Raw genomic sequence first — 22,829 nt, forward strand, 5'->3', positions numbered from 1 at the left:
GAACAGCGTTGATTTCAGGAGAGATTCATGCCCCGCTCTGCGGTACCGAACACCGGCTCCATCATCACGACCATCCGCACCAAGTGGCCCTGGATCCTCGCCGGGCTGCTCGTCGTCGTACTCGTCACGATGCTCTCGCCCGACCCCGACGACACCCTCGCCGCCGGAACCGGACCGGTCGCGCCCTCGGAAGTCACTGACGCACAACAGATACAGATGGCGTTCGCCCAGCTGTCCACCCTCGAGGTGAAGGGCCGGGCACCCAAGACGGGATACGACCGGGAACTGTTCGGTGCCAGCTGGACCGACAACGTGTCGGTCGACCTCGGGCGCAACGGCTGCGACACCCGCATTATCTAGTGCGTCGGGTCGATACCATCCTGAGTGCGCAGCTCAGGTGATCTTAGTTGCGAATCTCGATGAGTGTCACGGGGGCCACAACCAGCGTATGGCGGGGGTTTCCCGGTCGATTGTTCACGGGAAGTAGAAATTCGTAAGTGCTCCCGAGAGCACCTTGGTCTGCCGTCATGCGCAGTGATTTGACCGCGGAGTGACCGGTGTCGAGGGTAGGTGCTGCACGCTATCCCGACGCGGGCGGGATCGTGCGCAATCGGGATAGGAGCTGTTCGGGACTTGTCCCGATACGGGAGTAGTACACGACTCGGAGATCGCATCTCAGTCCTGAAACTTCAGCAAAGCTTCCATCGATGATCTCCAGGATCCGGGGAGCTCCGATCCTCCCGTCTTCTTGGCTAAGCACCAAGTCCGCGTCCGCAACATTGATGACCAACCTGCTGACGGGTCGCCCGACTCGGTCCCGGAATTGGCTTCCGAGACCTCCTTCTTCGACGTTGAGTAAGTCCATGAGGCATTCATTGAATGCATCGATATTGCGTCCGTAATAGCCGGGGAACTCCAACGCGTCGCCCCAGGTCCTTACGAACTCGTCGAGAGTCTTACATCTTCGCCCCTGAATGGTGACAAAGTGGGTCGGTAGCCCTTCGGGCGAGAGACATGCCTTCATCACAGCCGATTCCACGACGGGATGGCTGGGATAGATCCGCAACCAGTCGTAGCGATCGATCCCCACACCGTGGATCGTGCCGACGTCTTCGCGCGTGGTGTGGGCCTCCACGAGCGGCCAGAACGGCAGACCGGGATGGATGGTGCCCGCTTCATTCATCGTCCACTCCAAACCCTGTGGGGGAACGGCTTTGCATCATTCGTTTCAGTCCGGATCGGGCAGCGACGAGGTCGTCCTCGAGTCCGGCGGCGCGTTCTTCTGCCGTCAGCACTCTCATGTTGGCCTTTTCGACCTCGGACTCGAGCTCGGTCTTGCGCTGTTCCAGGTTCTGGATGCGGGAGACGAGTCGCTCGTGTGAGACACCGTCGAGTTGTGAGCCGAGCGCTAGTTGAACTCGGGTGCGTAGTTGGTCGCGTTCAGTGCGCAGGGATCGCACTTCCTCGCGAGCCAACGCGAGTTCAGTATGCAAGCTCGCCGACGTCACCGTTGTGGGCCGGCTCGTTCGTACGATAGACCGCGTCTCAGCTTGTTCGGCGATGGCACTTTCGACCGCACCCCGAACTGCGGTCTGGTTGTAGATGAACCAAGTCGAGACGGCCGCGTCGCGTGCGACCCCAGTGACGGTGATCCGTTCGCCGGCACGAATGAGGTCGTCGACGGCACGCAGGCACCGACGTGTCTTCTCTGCGCTGTCACGTTGTCGGGACGCCTTGAGGCGGCCGATGCGTTCGGCGCGGGAATCGGTTTCCGGGGTGTGGGTCATTGTGTGCCGCCCTTTCCAGACAGCGAAGACAGCGGGATGAACGCTGCGGACTGACGGGCCTTCCGCAGTTCGCGCGCGGCGGCTTCTACCGGCACCCGTTGATCATCAGGCATGGCGTCGAGTAGTTGCTTCATTGTCGTGACAGTGGCTGAGAATGCGTCGATCTGCGAGTTCAGGTTGTCAACGACCCAGGTTGCCGCGTCGGCGGCGATAGCGGTCTCGCGGTCGGTTCGGAGTTGGGATATGTGCTGCTCGATGGCTGGAATGTATGACGGGTCGGGCCGGTAGAAACCGCATCCTGCGCATTGGAACCTGATCGGGCAGTGGCCTCCTCCTGCGGTCACGTTGCTTGGCTCGGTACAATTACCGAACGGCACCGCAACCGACTCGCGTTCGTATGCCAGAACGCTGGAGAAACCGGCAGGTGCGCCGTCACGGTTGACTGCCAAGCGGGAGATAAGTTCGGCGGCAGCGCGTTTCCTATTGAGGCCGATTTTGTAGTAGCCCATCGTGGTATCCACCGAGCGGTGGTCCATCAGCTCCCGAAGCACGTCGACGGGTGTTCCCGCGTCAGCGTGACGCTGCGCATAGGCATGGCGCAGGCCATACGGGGTTATCCGACTTTTCTCGAACTCCGCCATCTGCCCAATGGTGTCGAGATGGTCGTCGTCGAGGCGCGGCATCTGCTCGATCCAACTGCGGAACGCCCGATTGGTGAAATGTGCACTCTGCAAATGACCTCGACGGGGGCGGTTGCGCGATCCCGGTGTCGGGAACAGCCATTCCTCGCAGCCGGGGATGGCCGGTAGTGAGTCGCGGTGTTGCTGCCAGGTCCGAATGATTGCAGCTGTAGCCTCCCCGATGGGAAGTCGACGCCCGAGACGTCGCCGCTTGTGGTTGTCGTAGATGAGGGTGGGGCGTCCGTCCACCGATTGAAGGCACGCGCGGTGAAGACTGGTGACCTCGTTGGGACGGCGTCCGGTATCTCGCAAGATTGCGTAGACAGCTTGGTACATGGTGGCGAAATCTGCTGGCCTCCAACCCCCGGAATCATAGGCGGTATACGTCCCCAGCATCGGGAGGTGGGCGTCCATCTGCGCGATCACGTGTTCGGGGATAGCCCGGCCGATCTCATCTTCGGCGGTGGCGACCAGGTCGATGCGGTGGTGCCGTGGGTCGAGCGCGAAGGTCCCGGGAACTTCGTCCATCAACCCGGCTTGTCGGGCGAAGTCGATCAGTCGGCGCCACCAACCGAGCACCGCTCTGCGGTGGCTGAGCGATAATCTGGATCCTGTTTGGTTGGTCATCATGGTGATCTGAGCGACGATCGCGCTCATGTCGCCCATCGAGAGACGCTGGGGTTGATCGCCGTTCGGACGTTGGCTGAGGGCGTTCGACGCAATCGCGGCTGCGTTGACGGTGCGGTGAAGCACACTGGTCGGTGGTCGAACGGCCCGACCGTATTCCTTTGCGATCTCCCGCAGCCACTTCTGGGTGATAGTGCGAAAATCGATTGTCCCGTCGATGGACGCGTAGTGCCGGTTCGGTGCTGCCTGAAGACCGATGAGGGCGGACTCCCAGACGTCGGGAATGGTCGGGTCGTCGTGGGTGTGATCGAGGTAGGCGCGTTTGGCGTGGGAGACCAGGGCGCGCAACAGACTCTTAGCGGGCTGGGGTAGGCCGGCGTGGATGTCGGGCGGTATATCCAACAGTGACTCACAACCTGGTGGAATCGAGGACACGATCCTTTTGACTGATGAAGGGATGAGTCCGATTCCGGCGTTGTCGCGCTGTTGCAACCCGAAGATGATCTCGTCGGCGGTTGTGTGCTCCAGGGTCGCCAGGTTGAATACGCCGGGGCCTCCATCTGGTGCTCGTCGATGTTCCAGCAATTTCGGGACATGCGTGTCATCGAAGTCGATGGGTCGGCCTCGTCGGTTCCGTTCAGCCAGGCATTGTTTGCATCGACGAGGGTTGGCGGAGTCGACGTGACGTGGACACGCCGCAACGAGACACGGAGATACCGCTGTGGCGGGATTGTCGATGCTGCCACGGAAGAGGCGCAGTGCCGGGTCCCACTCGTCCGGGCGCCATGCCGGGTCGAGCCTGTCCGTGACAGCCGCTGCGCAGTCGCGGGTCTCCGCGGGCGCGAGGTGAGCAATCGTCGATGTCAGCGAGGTCATCGATGTCATCGACTGGTCTCGATCCGTTCCACAGCCGCGCGTAGGTCGTCCTGGGTGGCGTGCTGGTAGATCGCGGTCGATGCTGCCGAGACGTGGCCCAACAACTCCTGGACGACATCCTGGGGGACACCCGCGCGGGTCCACGCGGTGGCTGCGGTGTGACGCAGCATGTGCGGTCGAAGCCGGATGCCACAGCGATTGCCGATGCGTTCGAGGACCTGTTTCGCATTGGGGTACGACATGGGTTGACCGGAGTGCACGCCGGTGAGGTTGATGAAGACAAAATCACTGACATCAGCCGGAACGCAGGATCGTTCAACGAGGTACTCGCGATAGGCGTCGATCACCTCGGCTGTAACGGGGACAATCCGCGATCGACCCGATTTCGCTCGGGCCCCGTTCGGATTGTCAGCTCGGGCTCTGACGTGCACGTGAGGACCCGGAACAGGGCATTGCAGGAAGGCGGAGTTCGGAAGCAGATGCATATCGTCGCGTCGCAGACCAAGCGCCTCTCCGATACGTATCCCAGTGCGCAGCAGCAACGTCACCATTGCTGCATCGCGAGCGGTGCGTGAGGCAGCGACAAGGGCGGAAAAGTGAGCTGGATCCACGGTGGCCGGCGGTTCCTCGCTCTCTGCCACCTTCAATACCCGTGACTTGACCCACTGGTGCTGGCCGCCTTCCCCGGGATCGAAACCAGATGGCCGGAAATTCACGAACCGAGGCTCACTCAGCCGAGCCGCTGTCTCTGGTGGGATATGCCCGTGGGCGGCGCAGAACCGCAGGAACTCGCAGACAGCGGTCATTGCGGCATTGATCGTCTTCCCCGACCGCGGCTTCCCGGAAATCGTGGGCGTGCTCTCGAGATGGAATTTGAATCGAGCCATCTCGCCCAAACTGACGGTTCGCCAATCCGTTCCACGGTCGCCGCACCAATTGAGGAATCGCCCGATTCGGGGAATGTACGCGCGCTGGGTGTGCGGCGACCGGCCGGCGCCGCGTAAGTGGGTCGAGTATTCCAACGCCTGCCGGTGTAAGTCGAAGCTGTCGACATCGACCAACACCCATGTCGTTGCTCCGGACGCGGGGGATACAGCCTTTTCGACTCTAAGCATCGGATACCCCGTTGCTAGTGGTTGACGATTGTCGCCAACATGCCTCGCACGCTATCGGATAAGTTCGAGTAACAAACCCTGCGACACGCTCAACGCTCGTCACGAGCGGGAAGTAGCCGATCCAGATAACCCGCAACGACATCCTGCGGCGCGACCTGGTCGACATCACCTCACGGGACCGCACCCGCAACTGCGTTGTGCAGTCGGGCACGTTGCGGGATCTCTACACGGGCACCATCATTGCGTTCACCCGGGGCACGAAGACGTCGGACGCCGTGCAGATCGATCACGTGGTGGCACTGTCGGACGCCTGGCAGAAGGGCGCTCAGCTCCTCGACGCGCAGACCCGGGCGGACCTCGCGAACGATCCCCGCAATCTGCAGGCGGTGGACGGGCCCACCAATCAGCGCAAGAGCGACGCCGACGCGTCGACATGGCTGCCCCCGCTGGCGGCGTACCGCTGCACCTATGTGGCGCGGCAGGTGGAAGTGAAAGTGGCGTACCGGCTCTGGGTGACGCCGCCCGAGCGCGATGCGATGGCCGCGGTGCTCACCGGCTGCGGCGCCCGTGATCACGCTCCGGGTGGGGTGAGCCGATTCTCCGAGCCCGTGTCGACCGACGGGGTCGTCGCGCCGGAATCCCAGTCGACGGAGTTGTTGGACCCGGTCAGTTCGAGGGAGTCGAGGGACACGGCGCGCACGAAATTGTCGTTGCCACTCACCGTCATCGCACCGGAGTCGTCCACGGTCACGGAGTTCCCGCTGCCGCTGACCGAGATCCGCCCCGCCTGCTTGCCGAGTACGGTGACGGCGTTGCCCTGCACGTCGATCGACTCGACGACGTCGATGGTGGCACTGTTGCTGCGTCCCGAGATGGTGAGCGTTCCGGTCTGCCCGCCGACGACGTTGGTGTCCTGACCGTTCACGACGACCGCGTTCGACGTCGCGACGTTCGCCGAGACGCCGTTGGCCTCGATGGTGACGGTGCCGCACTCGCCGTCGAGGACGACCCCGGCACCGTCCCGGTTGACGATCACGTCGCGGCCCGCGCAGTCACCGCCCGAATTCAGTTCCACCGCAGAGCCGGACACCGTCGAGGTACTGCCGCCGCCAGTGCTCCCGCCGCCGCAGCCCGCGAGGGCCACGGCGCCGGACATCAGCACGGCGACGGCGATCGACTGCCGGGTGACGCTCATCGACCCCTGCTTTCCTGTCCCCTCCGGGGCCGGGTCAGTCCTTCGCGAGTACCGGCATCGTCACGACCTGGGCCGCGTAGGACAGCCCGGCACCGAAGGCGAGCAGCAGGGCGGTGTCGCCGGGCTTGGTGGCGCCGGACTGCAGCATCTCCTCCATGGCGAGCGGCACCGATGCCGCCGACGTGTTGCCGCTCTCGGCGATGTCGTCGGACACGGGCACGTTCTCGGGGAGCTTCATGCTGCGCGCGATCACCTCCGTGATCCTCGAGTTGGCCTGGTGCGGCACGAACGCGTCGAGGTCGTCGACCGACATGCCGGCCTTCTCGACCGCCCGCAGTGCCACCTTGCCCATCTCGAAGGCGGCCCAGCGGAACACCGCGGTACCCGCCATCTTGATGTACGGGCGCGTGGCACCCGGCGTCGTGATGTATTCGTACCAATCGAGATCCTGCACGATGGCGTCGGCCTGGGCGCCGTCCGAACCCCACTCCACCGGACCGATGCCCGCGACGTCGCTCTTGCCCACGACCACGGCGCCGGCGCCGTCACCGAAGATGAACCGCGTCGAGCGGTCGGTGGGGTCGGTGGTGATGCTCATCTTCTCGACGCCCACGACGAGGGCGTAGTCGACGGATCCCCCGCGAACCAGGTCCGACGCCACGGTCAGCGCGGTGCAGAAGCCCGCGCAGCCACCGCCGAGATCGAACGCTCCGGGCCCGTTGGTGCCCAGGGCGTCGGCCACCACCGCCGCGGCGGGCGGGGTCAGCAGGAGGTACGTCGACGTGGCGACGATGACGCAGCCGATCTGCTCGGGATCGATCCCGCTCGCTTCGATCGCCTTACGCCCGGCTTCGATGGACATCGTGACGACGTTCTCGTCCTCCGCCGCGAACCGCCGGTTGCGGATTCCCGAGCGCGACTGGATCCACTCGTCGTTCGAGTCGATCAGTTCACAGATCTCGTCGTTGGTGACGACCCGTTCGGGCCGGTACACGCCGAGCCCGAGAAGGGCGGACTGCCGACCTCCAGCCACGGTGGCAATCTGCTTTCCCATCGATCGATCTCCTCATCAGGTCCCGCGTGGTTACGCGCAGTGTGGACTTGTCGCCAGCACACGTTACGTCGGCGACCGCCCAGCGGGTAGCACCGGTTCCTGTTACTCGTCGGTAATATCAGTTCGGCAGGGCAGCCGATGAAACGAACACGGCGGTCAAACCGACACTTTCGTAAGAACAGACTTGTTAGACTTCTGGCGATTTCCAGCAGTTGATCACCGGTAGGGGGAGTGGTCTCTTCGGGCCACGCAGTGCCGCCTGCTGCTAGAGATGGAGTGTCCTTCGTGAAGCGAACCAAAGCTCTTGCAGCAGCGTCGCTCGTCGGCGCAGCCGTGACGTTGATCGCATTCGCCGGCCCGGCCGCCGCGAATCCCAACGCCATCAATCCGATCCCCGGACTCAACGGCACCAACGGGATTCCGAACCTCACCGGACGCACCCAGGCGGTCGCGCAGCAGACCGGCATGCTCAGTCCGAACCGCACCCAGGACGCCAACGTCCTCGGCACCGACCTCGGGATCATGTGGGACAACGGCCAGGGCCAGGTCCTCACGGCGTTCGGCGACTCCGCCGGGCTCGGACTGCCCAACCTGCTGTCGGGCAGCCTGTGGGCCTGGCGCAGCAGCACGCTGTTCCGCAGCTCGGACGGCATCCTCGCGGACGGGATGAACTTCGACAGCTCACCCCGCGACATCTTCGGCCAGTCCAAGGAGCTCGTCCCGAGCCCGAAGATCCCGTTCGTCGAGATCAGCCGCATCCCCACCGCCGGCGTCGCCGTCGGCAACACCCAGGTCCTCAGCATGATGTCTGTGAAGAACTGGGGACCGGCGGGAACGTGGGACACCAACTACTCCGGTCTCGTGTACTCACACGACAACGGTGAGAACTGGGCCGTCGCCCCCGAGACGCAGCGCCCGAACGTCGGCGGCAACGCCAACTTCCAGATGAGCGCGTTCGTCAAGGCCGACGGCTTCGTCTACCAATACGGCACGCCTGCCGGCCGCGGCGGACTCGTCCACATCGCGCGGGTCCCGGAACCCCAGATCATGGACCTCGGCGCGTACGAGTACTTCGACGGCGCCAAGTGGATCAAGGGCAATCCCGACGTCGCCAAGCCGATCATGCCGGGCGGAGTCGGCGAATTGTCCGTCGCGTACAACGAGTACCTCGGCCAATACCTCATGCTGACCACCGACCAGTACAACTCCGTCGTCATGCGCCGATCACCGTCGGTCACCGGACCGTGGGGCCCACCGGAGGTGCTCGTCGACACCCGGGAGCTGCCCACCGCGTACGGCGCCTACATCCACCCGTGGTCGTCGGGGCGCGACCTCTACTTCCTCACGACGGTGCACAACAACTACAACGTGCTCCTCATGCGGACCACACTCACTCCGTAGCCCGGGTACTAGCGTCGGGGCATGGATGCAGCTGCCTGGGACGAACGGTATTCACAGAGCGACCTGGTGTGGGGCGCGCCACCCAACGCCGTAGTGGTCGAGCGGGTCACCTCGCTCCCCCGCGGCCGCGCGCTCGACCTCGCGTGCGGGGAAGGCCGCAACGCGCACTGGCTCGCCACCCGCGGCTGGGAGGTGACGGGGCTCGACTACTCTGCCGTGGCCGTCGACAAGGCCCGCCGGGTGGCCGCCGAAGCACCCCGCTCGGTCCGCGAACGGCTCGACTACCGCGTCGCCGACGTCACCGATGCAGACCTCGGCGGCGAGTACGACCTCGTCCTCATGATCTACCTCCATCTCGCCCCCGAGGAGCGTCTGCAGGTTGTGAACCGCGCCATATCTGCGCTGAAACCTGATGGAATCCTCATGATTTTGGGGCATGACGCCGTTAACTTGTCACAGGGAGTCGGGGGTCCCCAAGACGCTGAAATTCTGTACACGCCAGATGATTTGGTGAACTCGTTCGGCGGGCGGCTCGTCGTCGACGTCGCCGAACGGCGATTCCGCGAGACGGACGCCGGAACGGCAATCGACGCGCTCGTCGTCGCGCACCACCCGAGTCTTGGCAGTCAGGTAAATCGGGCGTAATATCGCTGATGTTACCGACGAGTAATAACTTGGGCGGTACTAACGGATAGACCGCACCATCTCACTGGGAGAGACAGAAGACATGGGCCATTACAAGAGCAACGTCCGCGACCTGGAGTTCAACCTCTTCGAGGTACTCGGTCTCGAGCAGCCGCTGAGTGAAGGCGTGTGGGGCGATCTCGACGCCGACACCGTCCGCAACATGCTCAGCGAAGTTGCCCGCCTCGCCGAGGGACCGCTCGGCGAGTCCTTCGCCGATGCCGACCGCAACCCTCCGGTCTTCGACCCCGAGAACCACACCGTCACCCTGCCGGAATCCTTCAAGAAGTCGTTCCGCGCACTGTGGGACGCCGAGTGGTACCGCATGGGACTTTCCGAGGAAATCGGCGGCGTCCCCGTCCCCCGGTCCGTCGTGTGGGCCATCGGTGAGCTGATCCTCGGCTCCCAGCCGGCCGCGCACATGTACCAGGCCGGACCCGCATTCGCGGACGTGCTGTTCCACAACGGCACCGAAGAGCAGAAGAAGTGGGCCGCCACCGTCGTCGAGCGCGGCTGGGGTGCCACGATGGTCCTCACCGAACCCGACGCCGGCTCCGACGTCGGCGCAGGCCGCACCAAGGCCATCAAGCAGGACGACGGCTCCTGGCACATCGAGGGCGTCAAGCGGTTCATCACCTCCGCCGACTCCGACGACCTGTTCGAGAACATCTTCCACCTGGTCCTGGCCCGCCCCGAGGGCGCAGGCCCCGGCACCAAGGGACTGTCGCTGTTCTTCGTCCCGAAGACGCACTTCAACTTCGAGACCAACGAATTGGGCGAGCGCAACGGCGTCTTCGTCACCAACGTCGAGCACAAGATGGGCCTGAAGGTCTCCGCCACGTGCGAGGTCACCTTCGGCGGCCACGGCATTCCCGCCCAGGGCTGGCTCGTCGGCGAGGTCCACAACGGCATCGCGCAGATGTTCGACGTCATCGAGCACGCCCGGATGATGGTCGGCACCAAGGCCATCGCCACCCTCTCCACCGGCTACCTCAACGCCCTCGACTACGCGAAGGAACGCGTCCAGGGCGCAGACCTCACGCAGATGACGGACAAGGCCGCGCCGCGCGTCACCATCACGCACCACCCCGACGTCCGTCGCGCCCTCGCCATGCAGAAGGCGTACGCGGAGGGCCTGCGCGCCGTGTACCTGTACACCGCGGCGCATCAGGACGAGGCCACCGCCAAGCTGGTGTCCGGTGCCGACAAGGACCTCGCGTTCCGCGTCAACGACCTGCTGCTCCCCATCGTCAAGGGCGTCGGCTCCGAGCGGGCCTACCAGTACCTGACGGAGAGCCTGCAGACCTTCGGTGGCTCCGGCTTCCTGCAGGACTACCCGATCGAGCAGTACATCCGCGACGCCAAGATCGACTCGCTGTACGAGGGCACCACTGCTATCCAGGCGCAGGACTTCTTCTTCCGCAAGATCGCCCGCGACCGCGGTGTGGCACTCGCCCACGTCGCAGGCGAGGTCAAGAAGTTCATCGACAGCGAGGCAGGCAACGGTCGCCTCAAGGCCGAGCGCGCCCTGCTCGCCACCGCCCTCGAGGACGTCCAGACCATGGCCGCCACCCTCACCGGGTACCTCATGGGTGCGCAGGAGCAGCCGTCCGAGCTGTACAAGGTCGGCCTCGGTTCGGTCCGCTTCCTGATGTCCGTCGGCGACCTGCTCATCGGCTGGCAGCTCCTGCGCCAGTCCGAGATCGCGATCAAGGCCCTCGACGAGGGTGCCTCCGACAAGGACAAGGCGTTCTACGAGGGCAAGGTCGCCATCGCGTCCTTCTTCGCGAAGAACGTCCTGCCGGAACTGACCGCCACCCGCAGCATCGTCGCCAACATCGACAACGACATCATGGAGCTCGACGAAGCAGCGTTCTGATCGGGTTCACACGGCCCGGCGGCCGGGGTACTTCCCTGGCCGCCGGGCCTTTTCGTGTCCCGACCGGCCGACCTCGGGCACTCTTTCCCGGTCGACGCACCCCTTTTCAGCCCCCACAGGCAGTGCGCGAGCCGAGAAAGAGTGCGGGAGTTGTCCACAAGCTCCAGTTCATCCACAGCAGGCTCCTTCGGACCGGATTCTTCCGGTGGCTCCGGCGAGAATCGTTCCCATGGAACATGACCCGGGGGCAATGCTACGACGCCAGGAGGCGTTGGGCCGCGGCTACAGCGACGACGAGATCCGACGCCTGTACACACGTGGCGAGTGGCGGCGCATCGGGCGCGGCGCGTACCTCTCCGCGTCGATGTACTCGGCGCTGAGTGAGGAGGAACGTCATCGCTTCCTGATCGACTCGACAGTTCACGCCGTGTCGGACGACGCGGTGCTCAGTCACCAATCCGCGGCCGTCGTGTACGGGCTGCCACTGTGGAAGACGCCCCTCGACCGCGTGCACCTCACCAGAAATCGACGCGGAGGTGGCCGGATCAAACGGCGGATCACGGTGCACTGCGCCCCGATCGGAGAGCACGTGACGGTGGTCGACGGGCACTCGCTGACTCTCCCTGCGCGGACCGTGATCGACCTCGCGAGAACTCTGCCGTTCGAGCAGGCCGTCGTGGTGGGAGACGCGGCCGTCCGCAAGATTCGACGTCAGCCGAGAGGACCTGGAGGCCGAACTCGCCCGCGCTGCGCGTCGTCACGGCGTCGATGCGGCACGGAGGGTCGTCCGGTTCCTGAGCGGGCACAGCGAAAGCGTCGGTGAATCGCGAAGCCGGGTGATGTTGTCGAGTGCCGGGCTGCCCGTCCCGTCCCAGCAAGGCGAGGTGTTCGAACCCGGCGGGCGCCGGATCGGGCGCGTCGACTTCCACTTCCACGGCATCGTGCTCGGGGAGTTCGACGGACGCGTCAAGTACGGCCGGTTGCTGAAACCCGGGCAATCCCCCGGCGACGCGGTGTTCGCCGAAAAGCAGCGCGAGGACGCCCTGCGCGACCTCGGCTTCCAGGTGGTGCGGTGGACCTGGGACGACCTCGAGTCCCCGGGGCAGGTGGCGGAGCGTGTCCGCCGCGCGATCGCGCGTGCCGCGACGCCACGAGGCTGGGTCACGCAGGCCCCGCTCCCGTCCGCCCAGCGGCTTACGGTGCGGTCGCTGTAGCCGCACCCTTTCTCGGTTCGCGCTCTCCTTTTCGGGCTCGAAAAGCGGTGCGCGAACCGAGAAGTAGTGCGTCTACTCGCCGTCGTTCGGCTTCGGCTTCGGGGTGGTGGTTTTCGGGCTTTCCGCCGGGGCGGACGGGGCCGGCGAGGCGGCGGGGGTGCGCTCGTCGGGTTTGGGTGCGGCGGCGGGTGCCTCGCACTTGACGATCGGGACGGGGTCGTACCGGACGGTCCTGGTGTTCCGGGAGATTTCCTGGCCGGTGGCGTGGTCGGAGATCACCCGGGTGTCGCTGGCGGTGAATCCCGGTGCGCCGCTGGAGGCGATGCAGTGATCGCCGGCGGGCAGGGTGACTGTGTCGGGCTCCGTCGGCTTGGTCCGGTTGCCGGTGATCGACTCGACGTCGACCGACTTGGTTCCCCAGAACCGGATGGTCAGATCCGAGGCGCCGCCGATGGCCTGGATCATCACACCCGTCTTGCCGGTGTTCCGGAACTGCAGGTCGATGGCGCCTTCGAAGACGGTGGCCTCGCGCGCCTCGGGGTAACGCGAGATGTAGTACGAGTGCTCGGTGTGCGCGACGTCCTCCATGCCCGCGAAATATGCGGCGTTGTAGAGCGTCGTCGCTACCTGGCTCACGCCGCCACCGACGGCGGTGTCCGGGCGACCGTTGTTGATGATGCCCGACTCCACATAGCCCTGAGCCGTGCCGCGCGGGCCGGTGTACCCGTTGAGGGAGAACGTGTCGCCCGGCTTGATCAGCGCCCCGTTGATCTCACTGGCGGCGAGCCGGATGTTGGTACCCGACGCGGCAGAGAAGCCGCCGGTCGTGAACTCGCCGATCACTTCCTTCACGCCGAGCGCCTGCGCGGCCTCCGTGGTGAGGGCGGGCGGGACAGGTCCGTACACCGCGGCGGTGGTGTGAGAACCGTTGCCGCGCAACAACTCGGGCAGTGCCTCCAGCGTCTTGGGCCACTGCACCAGGTCGCCGACGACCGCGGGGACGACGGTGGGTGATCCGCCGTCGAGCGTGATCGTCGCGTCCTTCGGTGCGATCTCCGTCGAGACCAGCTGCGGGGCCAGGATGCCCGTGGCAGCCTCGATGTTGTAGGTGGGCTTCAGCCCGCCGTTGCCGTCCGGTTCGAAGCCGACGATGGCACCGATCTGCTGACGCGCCGCGGTCGCGACCTTGCCGTCGCGTCCGGTTACCACCAGATCGGCGGAGGCAGCGGGCGCCGCCACCTCGTCGAGCGCCCTCTGGACGCCTTCCTTCGTCACCGTCACGGGCACGACGTCGACGGGCAGGTCTACGGTCCGGCCGAACGCCCATTCCTCGGTCAACGCCGCCTCGGCGCCCTCGCCGTTCAGGTTCTGCCCGGTCGACGGGTCGACCGGAACCGGGGTCGGACCCTCGAACACGACGGTCCCCTCGCGGGACGCGCGATCGGTCTCACTGCGGAGGCCGTCGACGGCGGACGCCAGCGCGGCCTCGTCGCGGGTCGACACCACACCGATCTCGTCGGTGGTGAAGAACGACGTGAGCCTCGTGACCGGGTTGAGTGGCTGCGAATCGGCCCTGTCGAGGGTGGCCTCCCAGTCGACCCCGAGCCCGGCGGCGGACGGAACGAGTTGCGTCGACACGTCGCCGGCCGTCACCGTCAGCGGTTGGTCGGCGCGCGGGCCCACCTGCGCCTGCAGAATGGCCTCGGCCTCCTCGCGGGACGAACCGCCCACGTCGACGCCTGCCACGGTCACTCCGCGCGGGACCTTCCCGGAGGACACCGCGAGGTCCGCGGCGTACGCGATGCCGATCAGGGCGATCACACCGCCGGTGACTGCTGCGATCTTCACCCAGGGCGCGCGGGCCGGGGTGGTCGGTTCTGCGGAGGGCTCGGCGGGCGCGGAAGGTTCCGGTGCCGGCTGCGGTGGGACCTGCGCCGCGGCGGCGGGCGCCACCACGGTCGGATCGTCGGCCGGTGTGGTGTACGCCGGCGTCGGCCCGGGAACGGGACCCGGCGGAATCGCGGGGATCACCTGAGTGACGTCCTCGTTCGCCGGCGGCTCCACCCACAACGGCGCGTCGGGAGCCTGCTCCTCGGAGCGTTCCCCCAGGTCACCGAGGTTCAGCTGCGTCGTCGGGGCGTCGTCGGCACTCGGCTGTTCCGCCGAATCCTCGGGAGCCGGAGCGTCCTCGGGAGCCGGAGCGTTTTCGGGTTCCGAGATCTCGTCCGGTTCCGGAGCGGGCGGGTCGGCCACATTCTCGGGTTCGACACTCTCGGGCGTCGCGGAAGGGTCCGGCGTCGACCGTTCGGGTGCCGTGCTCCCCTTGTCGCCGTCTTCGTCGTTCACCGTGGCCCTCTCACCGAGTTGTCCTTCGTGCGGGCCTCAGCTTGCCGTCGGTGCTCGTTGCATTTCAAGCGCGATCCGATCCGAGCGAGGCCCGGTCGAGACCCCCACGTCAGCGTACCGGCCGCCGGAAATGCAAGAGCCCCGCGCTGCTGCCAGGTCGGGGGTCAGGCAGCAACACGGGGCTGACAGGGATATCGCCAGCTAATCTCCAGCGTTACACCTGTTGGAAAAGAATTCGGGGATCCGGCCACCCCTCGTTGCCGGATCCCCGCTCGCACTGCGCGCACGCTGGCCTTTCCGGTCTCCCAGCTACCGGAAAGGCCAGTCGGATCACGCCTCTATGATTGCCGTCACACCCTGGCCGCCGGCGGCGCAAATCGAGATCAGGCCGCGGCCCGAGCCCTTCTCCGCCAGCATCTTGGCGAGCGAGGCGACGATGCGTCCGCCGGTCGCGGCGAACGGGTGCCCCGCCGCCAGCGAGGACCCGTTGACGTTCAGCTTGCTGCGGTCGATGGACCCCAGTGCGCCGTCGAGGCCCAGGCGTTCCTTGCAGTACTCGTCCGATTCGAACGCCTGCAGCGTCGCCAGCACGACGGACGCGAACGCCTCGTGGATCTCGTAGTAGTCGAAATCCTGCAGGGTGAGGCCGTTGCGGGCCAGCAGGCGCGGGATGGCGTACGTCGGCGCCATCAGGAGCCCGTCCTTGCCGTGGATGTAGTCGACGGCCGCGGTCTCGGAGTCGACGAGATGCGCGAGCACCGGAAGCTTGCGCTCGGCGGCCCATTCGTCGGTGGACAGCAGAACCGCTGACGCGCCGTCGGTGAGCGGGGTGGAGTTACCCGCCGTCATCGTGGCGTCGCCCGCCTTCACCCCGAAGACCGGCTTCAGCTTGGCCAGCTTCTCGGCGCTGGAGTCGGGCCGCAGGTTGTCGTCGCGGGTGAGCCCGAGGAACGGCGTCACCAGGTCGTCGAAGAATCCGCGGTCGTAGGCGGCGGCCATGTTCTGGTGGCTGGCGGCGGCGAGTGCGTCCTGGTCCTCGCGGCGGACGCCGAATTCCTTGGCCGTGATGGCGGCGTGCTCGCCCATGGACAGCCCGGTGCGGGGTTCGCCGTTGCGGGGGATCTCGATGCCGAGCATGGACGGGCGGACGTTGCCGAGGAGCTTGATGCGGTCGCCGGTGCTCTTCGCGCGGTTCAGGGACAGCAGGAACTCGCGGAGTTCGTCGTTGACGCCGATCGGCGCGTCCGACGTGGTGTCGACGCCGCCGCCGACACCCGCATCGATGCGGCCGGCCGCGATCGCGTCACCGACGGCGACGATCGACTGCAGTCCGGTGCCGCAGGCCTGCTGCAGGTCGAAGGCCGGCGTGTACGGGCTGAGGGCGCTGCCGAGGACGCATTCGCGCATCAGGTTGAAGTCGCGGCTGTGCTTGAGCACGGCGCCGCCTGCGACGAGGCCCAGCTTCTCGCCCTGGAGGTTGAAGCGGCTCACGAGACCGTCGAGGGTGGCGGTGAACATGTCCTGGTTGGACGCCTGCGCGTACTTCCGGTCGGAGCGGGCGAACGGGATGCGGTTTCCGCCGACGATCGCGACGGGACGCTGCTGCTTTCCGCCTGGCTTCGGCGCCGCTGCGGAGTTCGAATTGGTGCGAGCTTTGCTGGTCACTGACGTCTCCAAGGATCTGGTGCGATTACCTGTTGGCTACTATTCTTACTCAGGAGTAAGTTACTTGTCGACACCGCACTTCACTCGGTGCTCGGTGACTGACCGCCAAACGACGACAGAAGGTAGGACCGTGGCAGCCAGCAAGGGAGCTCCCGACCTCTATTCCCAGTTCCTCTCATCCGCACCCGGCGCGTTCATCGCCGCGAAAGCGGGACTGCCGCGACCGGAGAACCTGCGGCGATACAAGCACGGCGAACCGCCGCTCGCCGGTCCGGTCCTGATCGGCGGCAAGGGCCGCCTCGTCGAACCGTTGCGCGAACTGCTGTCCGACTACCCCGCCGCGGGAACGGGCGACGACACGTACGGCGCTTTGGTGTTCGACGCCACAGGCATCGGTTCGGTCACCGACCTCGAGCAGCTTTTCGAATTCTTCCAGCCGGTCGTCCGCAACCTCGCGCCGTCCGCGCGCGTCGTCGTCATCGGCACCACCCCCGAGGAGACGTCCAGCGTCGACGAGCACATCGCCCAGCGCGCGCTCGAGGGCTTCACCCGCAGCGTCGGCAAGGAGGTCAAGCGCGGCGCCACGGCTCAGCTCGTCTACGTCTCGCCGAAGGCTTCCGCAGGACTGTCGGGTCTCGAATCCACGCTTCGTTTCCTGCTGTCGGCCAAGTCCGCGTTCGTCAGCGGCCAGGTCATCCGGGTCGGCGCCGAGGATTCCGTCGCACCCGCCGACTGGGACAAGCCGCTCGACGGGAAGGTCGCCATCGTCACCGGTGCGGCCCGCGGCATCGGCGCGACCATCGCCGAGGTCCTCTCCCGCGACGGCGCGCACGTCATCTGCGCCGACATCCCGGCCGCCGGTGAGGCACTGTCGGAGACCGCCAACAAGGTCGGCGGCACCTCCCTCGCGCTGGACGTGACCGCGGACGACGCGGCAGACAAGCTCGCCGAGTTCGTCCTCGAACGGCACGGCGGCGCGGACATCATCGTCCACAACGCCGGCATCACCCGCGACAAGACCCTCGCCAACATGGACGAAGGTCGCTGGAACATGGTGATTGGCGTCAACCTTCTTGCGCCGCAGCGCATCACCGACGTCCTCGTCGCCAAGGGTGCACTGAAGGAAGGCGGCCGCGTCATCGACGTCTCCTCCATCGCCGGCATCGCGGGCAACCGGGGCCAGACCAACTACGGCACCTCCAAGGCCGGTGTGATCGGCCTCGTGCAGGCCTCGGCGCCGGTGCTCGCGACGAAGAAGATCACGATCAACGCCGTCGCACCGGGCTTCATCGAGACGGCGATGACCGCGGCGATCCCGTTCGCCACCCGCGAGGCCGGACGTCGCATGAGCTCCCTGCTGCAGGGCGGCGAGACCGTCGACGTCGCCGAGACCGTCGCCTACTTCGCGAGCCCCGCGTCCAACGCCGTCACCGGACAGATCGTCCGCGTCTGCGGCCAGAGCCTGCTGGGCGCCTGATGTCCGGCAAGGTCGTGCAACTCACGGAGAAGCCGGGCACGCTCGACATCTACGCCCGGGCCGTGCGCAGTGCGCTGCCGGTCATCGGCGCGAGCGGGCACAGTGCCCCGGACACGACGCTGGTCCTGAACGGCGTCCGCGTGGACCCCGACAACCTGGCGGCGTACGACCGGGTGACCGGTCTGCGTTTCGGCGACCACCTGCCGCTCACGTACCCGTTCACGCTGGTGTTCCCGGTCGTGATGAAGCTGATGGTGTCCGAAGGCTTCCCCTTCCCCGCCATCGGTTCCGTGCACGCGGAGAACGTCATCGAACAGTTCCGTCCCATCTCGGTGATCGAGCCCCTGGACGTGTCGGTGCACGCGGAGAATCTGCGTGAGCACCGCAAGGGACTCCTGATCGACGTGATCAGCGAGATCCGGGTCGGACGCGAACTGGTGTGGAAGCAGACGTCGACGTTCCTGCGTCAGCAGAAGACGTCGCTGTCCGGTCAGCCCGGCCCCGAGCCGAAGGCCGAGGAGGAGCCGCCGCGTCCGCTGCGGACGCTGCGGGTCGATCAGAAGACGATCGGCAAATACGCCGCGGTGTCCGGTGACCGGAACCCGATTCACGTGTCGACGTTGGGCGCCAAGGCTTTCGGATTCCCGAAGACCATCGCGCACGGCATGTGGAGTGCGGCCGCCGTCCTCGGGTCGGTGGAGGGCCGGATCCCGGACGCCGTCACGTACAGCGTGCGCTTCGGCAAGCCGATCCTGCTGCCGTCCACGCTGAACGTGTACGCCGATCAGACCGGCGACGGCTGGGATCTGTCGATCAAGCACCCGAAGAAGGGATACCCGCACCTCACCGCGACGCTGCGGTAGCTGCTGCCCGGGCGAATGTACCTTTCGACGCCGCCAAGGCGTCGAAAGGTACATTCACTCCGGCTTCTTCTTACCCGCGAGGCCGCGCCACGCCAGGGATTCCAGCAGGTCTGCGGCGGCGTCGACCTCGATCTCGCCGCCGGCGACGCGGTCGGCCACGGCCTCGCCCGCACCGACCAGGGCGATGGCGATCAGTTCGAAATCCTGCCCCGGCTCGGGATCCTTGGTGCTGGACTCGAGCAGGTGCGCGGTCAGCTCGATCAGCCGGTCGCGGCTCGATTGCACCGACCCCACGAACGCCTGCTGCCCCATCGCCTGGCGATACAGCACCATCCACGACTTGCGGTGCTTGCCCACGAACCCGAGAAACCCTTCGAGGGCCCGGCGCAGCTGTTCGCGCGGGCTCAGCCCCGGATCGCCCGCCGGAGCGAGTGCCTCGACGAAGCGCAGACCCTCCCGCTGGATGCATGCCGCGAACAGTTCGTCCTTCGAGCCGTAGTACAGGTACAGCATCGGCTTCGAAATTTCCGCCTTGGACGCGATCGCGTCCATGGACGTTTCGTGAAAACCTCTGTCGGAGAAGACGTCGACAGCAGCGTCGAGCATCTGCTGCTCGCGCACTGCGCGCGGCAGTCGCTTGGTGCCGCCGGCCATTCGTCCTCCATCATCGTCGAACCCGCTATCTTACTCTACGGTAATAAAGCGGGCCCGACCGGCGGACGAGAAGAATACCAGCACCCTGTCGCGGACCGGGGCACTAGCAGGCCAGCACGCCCTTGGCGCGCGCCACGGTCAGGACCGCCTCGTCGACACGCTGCTGCGGCAGCTTGCCCGAGGCCACAACGCTTTCGAGGTGATCGAGGACCCGCGGGACGTCGTCGGTGGTGAGCCACAGGGCGACGTCGACACCGGATTCCAGCGCGGTCTCGACGGCGACCGTGATGTCGTAGCGGTCGGTGATCGCCTGCATGCCGCTGAGGTCGTCGGTGAAGATCGGGCCGGTGAACGGCGGCGCGCCGTATCCGGTGCCGCCGCGCAGCAGCGCCACGGCGTCGGGACTGATGCTGGCAGGGACCCCGGGGGCGGTCAGACCCGGCACCTCGAGGTGGCCGAGCATGACGCCGACACCCGTGGACACCAGGTTCCGGAACGGGACGAGGTCCTTCGTCTGCAACTGCTCGAGCGGCGGGGTGGTGACGGCCCCGGTGTGCGAGTCGCCGGACGCCGATCCGTGGCCGGGGAAGTGCTTGATGACGGGCAGGATTCCCGCGTCCCGCATCCCGCGCGCGTACGCGTCGGCGTAGCGGGTGACCACGGCGGGATCGTCGGAGTAGGAGCGGTCGCCGATGACGCTGTCGTCGGGCTGGCTGCTCACGTCCACGTCGGGGGCGAAGTTCACGGTGACACCGAGGTCCTTCAGTCCGCGACCGCGCTCGAGCGCCATCTGGTACGTCTGCTCCTCCGTCATCGTGGCTGCGGTCTGCCGGGCGGACGGATCGGCTCCGAGCAGGTTCTCGACGCGCGACACGCGTCCACCCTCCTCGTCGATCGTCACCATCAGGGGCAGCGACGACGCCGACGCCACCTGGGGAATCTCACGGTTCGCGAGCATGGCCTCGTCGGTCCAGCTCCCGACGAAGATCCCGCCGATCTGCTCGTCCCGGACCACCTGAGCCGCATCCGCGGTGCCGGTCACTCCCACGTTCAGCAGCTGAGCAAGCTTGCGCCGCAACGGCAACGACTGCAGGAACTCCGTCTCGCACGACGCCGGTGCGGCGGCGGGCGCTGCGGTGCCGGTGTGCGACGCCGGCTCGACGGAGGACGGCGACGGCGTCGCTGTCGCCGACGACGATTCCGCGACCGTCTCGCCACCACCCGACGAACATCCGGCGACGAGGCCGGTACAGGCAGCGAGCGCGAGTGCATACTTGATCCGCATGGGTTCGACGGTAGCCCAATTCGCCACCGGCACCCCCCTGGTAGGCCCCGAATCGGCGACCGCTGCCGCCCGTCTTGGTAATCTGGACACAGAGGAAGCCCGTACTCAGGAGGTCGTAGTGCCCGGTGGTTTGATGTTGATCGCCTACGACGGATCCGACAACGCCAAGCGTGCCGTGGAGTGCGCAGGTCGCTTCCTCGCCTCCAATCGCGCTGTGCTGGTGACGGTGTGGGAGCCGATGGTCCGCCAGGCCGCGCGTATGTCGGGCCTGTCCGGTGTGATGCAACCCGAGTGGGTGCCCGACGAGGAGACCGAGGACGTCGCGTTCTCCGACGCCAAGGTGACCAACGAAGAGGGCGTCCAACTCGCCGAGGCCGCCGGGCTCGCCACCGAGGGCCGCTGCATCGAGTGCACCAGCACGATCTGGACGGCCATCGTCGAGACGTCCGACGAACTCGCGGTCGACATCATCGTCACCGGCACCCGCGGCACCACCGGTCTGCGGTCGTTGCTGCAGAGCAGCGTCGCCGACCACGTGTTGCGCCACAGCCACCGCCCGGTGCTGATCGTGCCTCCCGGGAAGTAGTCCGGCCGCCCGACTACTGTCGGGTGACCATGGACGGCTTCCTTCTCTCCCGCGCCGACCGGACGCTGCGCACGTCCGGTGCGCGGCACGGGCACGACACCGCGGCAGCCGCTGTCGCGGCCCTCGCGAACGGTGACACCGAGCTGATCGTCGGAGCGCTGCCGTTCGATCCCGAACGTCCCGCCGCGCTGACCGCCCCGGAATCGTGGGAGTTCACGGACGGCCCGTGGCGCCCCGGCACCGTTCCCGACCTTCCCTCCGTACACCTCACGCGGGAGGTCCCCGACCCCGCCGAGCACGTGGCCCGGGTGCGATCACTCGTCGACCGCCTGCGCGAGGGCACCCTCGGCAAGGTGGTGGCCGCACGCAGCGTCACCCTCCGCGCAGACACCCCCATCTCCGCAGAAGCGTTGGCCGCGAGAATGATTCACCAGAATCCCACCGCCAACGGGTTCGCCGTCGACCTCTCCGCGGCCGGCGAGAGCTTCCGCGGACGCAGTCTCGTCGGCGCCAGCCCCGAGGTGCTGCTCAGCCGGCGCGGGCGACGCGTCACCTGCCGTCCCCTCGCCGGAACCGCGCCGCGGCGCACCGATCCGGAGGCCGACGAGAAGGAAGGTCGCGGACTCCTGGAGTCCACGAAGAACTTGGCCGAGCACGCGTTCGTCACGGCCTGGATCAGGGAGGTCCTGGCGCCGCTCTGCACCGAGCTGACCATCCCGGACTCCCCGGTACTGACGAGCACGCACGAGGTGTGGCATCTCGCGACCCCCATCGAAGGCGTGCTGCGCGACCCGTCGACCAGCGCGTTGAGCTTGGCCACCGCGCTGCACCCGACCCCCGCGGTGTGCGGCACCCCCACCGACCTCGCTCTCGCGACCATCCGGGACGTCGAGGAGGATCGGCGGTTCTACGGCGGCGCCGTCGGGTGGTGCGGCGGCGACGGCGACGGCGACTGGGTGGTGGCCATCAGGTGCGCCGAGATCGCCGCGGACGGACTCGAGGCACTGGCGACGGCGGGCGGGGGCATCGTGGCCGAGTCCGACCCGGAGTCCGAACTCGACGAGACGACCACCAAACTGCGCACGCTGCTTCGGGCGCTCGGAGTGCAGCAGAGCCCGTGAACTGCAGAAACGGTGGCCCACGAGCACCAATCAGCAGTTCGGCGGCCCACGGGTGATACCTTGACCCGAGCAATTCGTACGCGGGAGTAGCCGTGTGCGTCGATGGCACGACGGTGGGAGATGTCTGATGGGAAAGTTCCTTGTGCCCGGTGTGGTCAGCGCCGTGGTCGGTGTCGCTCTCGGCACCGTGGCGACGCTCGGCATCACTGCAGCCGCACAGGACAACACGCGTCCCGAGATCGACCGCAGCGGCAACGCGGATTCCTCGCTCCTGAACCAGGTTGAGTACGGCAGCCGCTGAGAGCGCCGGCTCAACAAGT

Annotated in this window: 21 protein-coding genes and 1 pseudogene; 12 read left to right on the plus strand and 10 right to left on the minus strand. The window is 66.6% G+C overall.

The annotated features are described in order from the left end of the window. Nucleotides 1–27 precede the first annotated feature (27 nt). On the plus strand, nt 28–360 hold the full coding sequence (locus tag HGB39_RS01210) for a hypothetical protein (protein WP_247607336.1): 333 nt from the start codon (nt 28–30) through the stop codon (nt 358–360). 220 nt (nt 361–580) lie between these two features. Here the strand turns inward: HGB39_RS01210 and HGB39_RS01215 are convergent, their stop codons facing one another. Genes HGB39_RS01215 through HGB39_RS01230 form a run of 4 tightly spaced genes read right to left on the minus strand, consistent with a single transcriptional unit; the run spans nt 581 to nt 5,031 of the window. Then, nucleotides 581–1,183: a barstar family protein gene (locus tag HGB39_RS01215; protein ID WP_064079833.1), complete on the minus strand. Its 603-nt coding sequence runs from the start codon at nt 1,181–1,183 to the stop codon at nt 581–583. Beyond that, nucleotides 1,176–1,787, minus strand: coding sequence for a DUF6262 family protein (locus tag HGB39_RS01220; RefSeq protein WP_064079832.1), 612 nt, complete (start codon nt 1,785–1,787; stop codon nt 1,176–1,178). Before HGB39_RS01220 ends, HGB39_RS01215 begins: the two co-directional genes overlap by 8 nt. Then, a complete protein-coding gene (locus HGB39_RS01225) occupies nt 1,784–3,979 on the minus strand; it encodes a tyrosine-type recombinase/integrase (protein WP_081276436.1) in 2,196 nt (731 codons plus the stop codon). The genes HGB39_RS01220 and HGB39_RS01225 overlap by 4 nt, the downstream gene beginning before the upstream one ends. After that, a complete protein-coding gene (locus HGB39_RS01230) occupies nt 3,976–5,031 on the minus strand; it encodes a tyrosine-type recombinase/integrase (RefSeq protein ID WP_168442913.1) in 1,056 nt (351 codons plus the stop codon). Before HGB39_RS01230 ends, HGB39_RS01225 begins: the two co-directional genes overlap by 4 nt. A 182-nt stretch (nt 5,032–5,213) precedes the next feature. Between HGB39_RS01230 and HGB39_RS01235 the strand changes: the two are divergent. Continuing rightward, nucleotides 5,214–5,720: pseudogene (locus tag HGB39_RS01235) on the plus strand (HNH endonuclease family protein); the annotation flags it as partial. Here the strand turns inward: HGB39_RS01235 and HGB39_RS01240 are convergent. Together HGB39_RS01240 and HGB39_RS01245 are read right to left on the minus strand one after the other, a co-directional pair. Next, on the minus strand, nt 5,657–6,280 hold the full coding sequence (locus HGB39_RS01240; RefSeq protein ID WP_005574996.1) for a DUF3060 domain-containing protein: 624 nt from the start codon (nt 6,278–6,280) through the stop codon (nt 5,657–5,659). The pseudogene HGB39_RS01235 and the gene HGB39_RS01240 sit on opposite strands and share 64 nt — an antisense overlap. Before the next feature lie 34 nt (nt 6,281–6,314). Then, a complete protein-coding gene (locus HGB39_RS01245; protein ID WP_005574998.1) occupies nt 6,315–7,334 on the minus strand; it encodes a beta-ketoacyl-ACP synthase III in 1,020 nt (339 codons plus the stop codon). A 285-nt stretch (nt 7,335–7,619) separates the two neighbouring features. On the opposite strand from HGB39_RS01245, the gene HGB39_RS01250 reads away from it, so the two are divergent. From HGB39_RS01250 to HGB39_RS39790, 5 genes are all read left to right on the plus strand, one after another. Continuing rightward, nucleotides 7,620–8,735, plus strand: a complete 1,116-nt coding sequence (locus HGB39_RS01250; RefSeq protein WP_043794175.1) for a glycoside hydrolase family 183 protein — start codon at nt 7,620–7,622, stop codon at nt 8,733–8,735. 21 nt (nt 8,736–8,756) lie between these two features. Beyond that, nucleotides 8,757–9,380, plus strand: coding sequence for a class I SAM-dependent methyltransferase (locus HGB39_RS01255; RefSeq protein WP_005575002.1), 624 nt, complete (start codon nt 8,757–8,759; stop codon nt 9,378–9,380). 82 nt (nt 9,381–9,462) lie between these two features. Next, complete coding sequence (locus HGB39_RS01260; protein WP_005575004.1) at nt 9,463–11,298, plus strand: acyl-CoA dehydrogenase; 1,836 nt, start codon at nt 9,463–9,465, stop codon at nt 11,296–11,298. 229 nt (nt 11,299–11,527) lie between these two features. Then, complete coding sequence (locus tag HGB39_RS39785; protein WP_306671898.1) at nt 11,528–12,121, plus strand: hypothetical protein; 594 nt, start codon at nt 11,528–11,530, stop codon at nt 12,119–12,121. Nucleotides 12,122–12,134: 13 nt separating this feature from the next. Continuing rightward, nucleotides 12,135–12,512: a hypothetical protein gene (locus HGB39_RS39790; RefSeq protein ID WP_310794447.1), complete on the plus strand. Its 378-nt coding sequence runs from the start codon at nt 12,135–12,137 to the stop codon at nt 12,510–12,512. A 72-nt stretch (nt 12,513–12,584) separates the two neighbouring features. Here HGB39_RS39790 and HGB39_RS01270 read toward each other — a convergent pair whose 3' ends face one another. Then, nucleotides 12,585–14,858 (minus strand): VanW family protein, encoded by a 2,274-nt coding sequence (locus HGB39_RS01270; protein ID WP_005575006.1) that lies wholly within the window; start codon nt 14,856–14,858, stop codon nt 12,585–12,587. 330 nt (nt 14,859–15,188) lie between these two features. Beyond that, nucleotides 15,189–16,523: an acetyl-CoA C-acetyltransferase gene (locus tag HGB39_RS01275; protein WP_005575008.1), complete on the minus strand. Its 1,335-nt coding sequence runs from the start codon at nt 16,521–16,523 to the stop codon at nt 15,189–15,191. A gap of 130 nt (nt 16,524–16,653) precedes the next feature. On the opposite strand from HGB39_RS01275, the gene HGB39_RS01280 reads away from it, so the two are divergent. Both HGB39_RS01280 and HGB39_RS01285 read left to right on the plus strand, forming a co-directional pair. Continuing rightward, the gene (locus HGB39_RS01280; protein ID WP_005258533.1) at nt 16,654–18,000 is read left to right on the plus strand and encodes a 3-oxoacyl-ACP reductase; all 1,347 of its coding nucleotides are present in this window, start codon (nt 16,654–16,656) and stop codon (nt 17,998–18,000) included. After that, nucleotides 18,000–18,863 (plus strand): MaoC/PaaZ C-terminal domain-containing protein, encoded by an 864-nt coding sequence (locus HGB39_RS01285; RefSeq protein WP_005258534.1) that lies wholly within the window; start codon nt 18,000–18,002, stop codon nt 18,861–18,863. Before HGB39_RS01280 ends, HGB39_RS01285 begins: the two co-directional genes overlap by 1 nt. 54 nt (nt 18,864–18,917) lie before the next feature. Here HGB39_RS01285 and HGB39_RS01290 read toward each other — a convergent pair whose 3' ends face one another. Beyond that, nucleotides 18,918–19,517 carry a TetR/AcrR family transcriptional regulator gene (locus tag HGB39_RS01290; protein WP_005258535.1) on the minus strand — a complete coding sequence of 200 codons (600 nt, stop codon included), beginning with the start codon at nt 19,515–19,517 and terminating at the stop codon, nt 18,918–18,920. Between the two features lie 103 nt (nt 19,518–19,620). After that, nucleotides 19,621–20,802: a glycoside hydrolase family 3 N-terminal domain-containing protein gene (locus tag HGB39_RS01295; protein WP_005575010.1), complete on the minus strand. Its 1,182-nt coding sequence runs from the start codon at nt 20,800–20,802 to the stop codon at nt 19,621–19,623. 118 nt (nt 20,803–20,920) lie between these two features. Here HGB39_RS01295 and HGB39_RS01300 point away from each other — a divergent pair, with 118 nt between their 5' ends. The 3 genes from HGB39_RS01300 (at nt 20,921) to HGB39_RS01310 (ending at nt 22,810) form a co-directional block, all read left to right on the plus strand. Next, nucleotides 20,921–21,388, plus strand: coding sequence for a universal stress protein (locus HGB39_RS01300; protein WP_005243718.1), 468 nt, complete (start codon nt 20,921–20,923; stop codon nt 21,386–21,388). 29 nt (nt 21,389–21,417) lie between these two features. Further along, nucleotides 21,418–22,509, plus strand: a complete 1,092-nt coding sequence (locus HGB39_RS01305; protein WP_037204330.1) for an isochorismate synthase — start codon at nt 21,418–21,420, stop codon at nt 22,507–22,509. 127 nt (nt 22,510–22,636) lie between these two features. Further along, nucleotides 22,637–22,810, plus strand: coding sequence for a DUF2613 domain-containing protein (locus tag HGB39_RS01310; RefSeq protein ID WP_005258546.1), 174 nt, complete (start codon nt 22,637–22,639; stop codon nt 22,808–22,810). Nucleotides 22,811–22,829 lie beyond the last annotated feature (19 nt).

It is taken from the genome of Rhodococcus opacus (assembly GCF_012396235.1).
Classification (GTDB): domain Bacteria; phylum Actinomycetota; class Actinomycetes; order Mycobacteriales; family Mycobacteriaceae; genus Rhodococcus_F; species Rhodococcus_F opacus.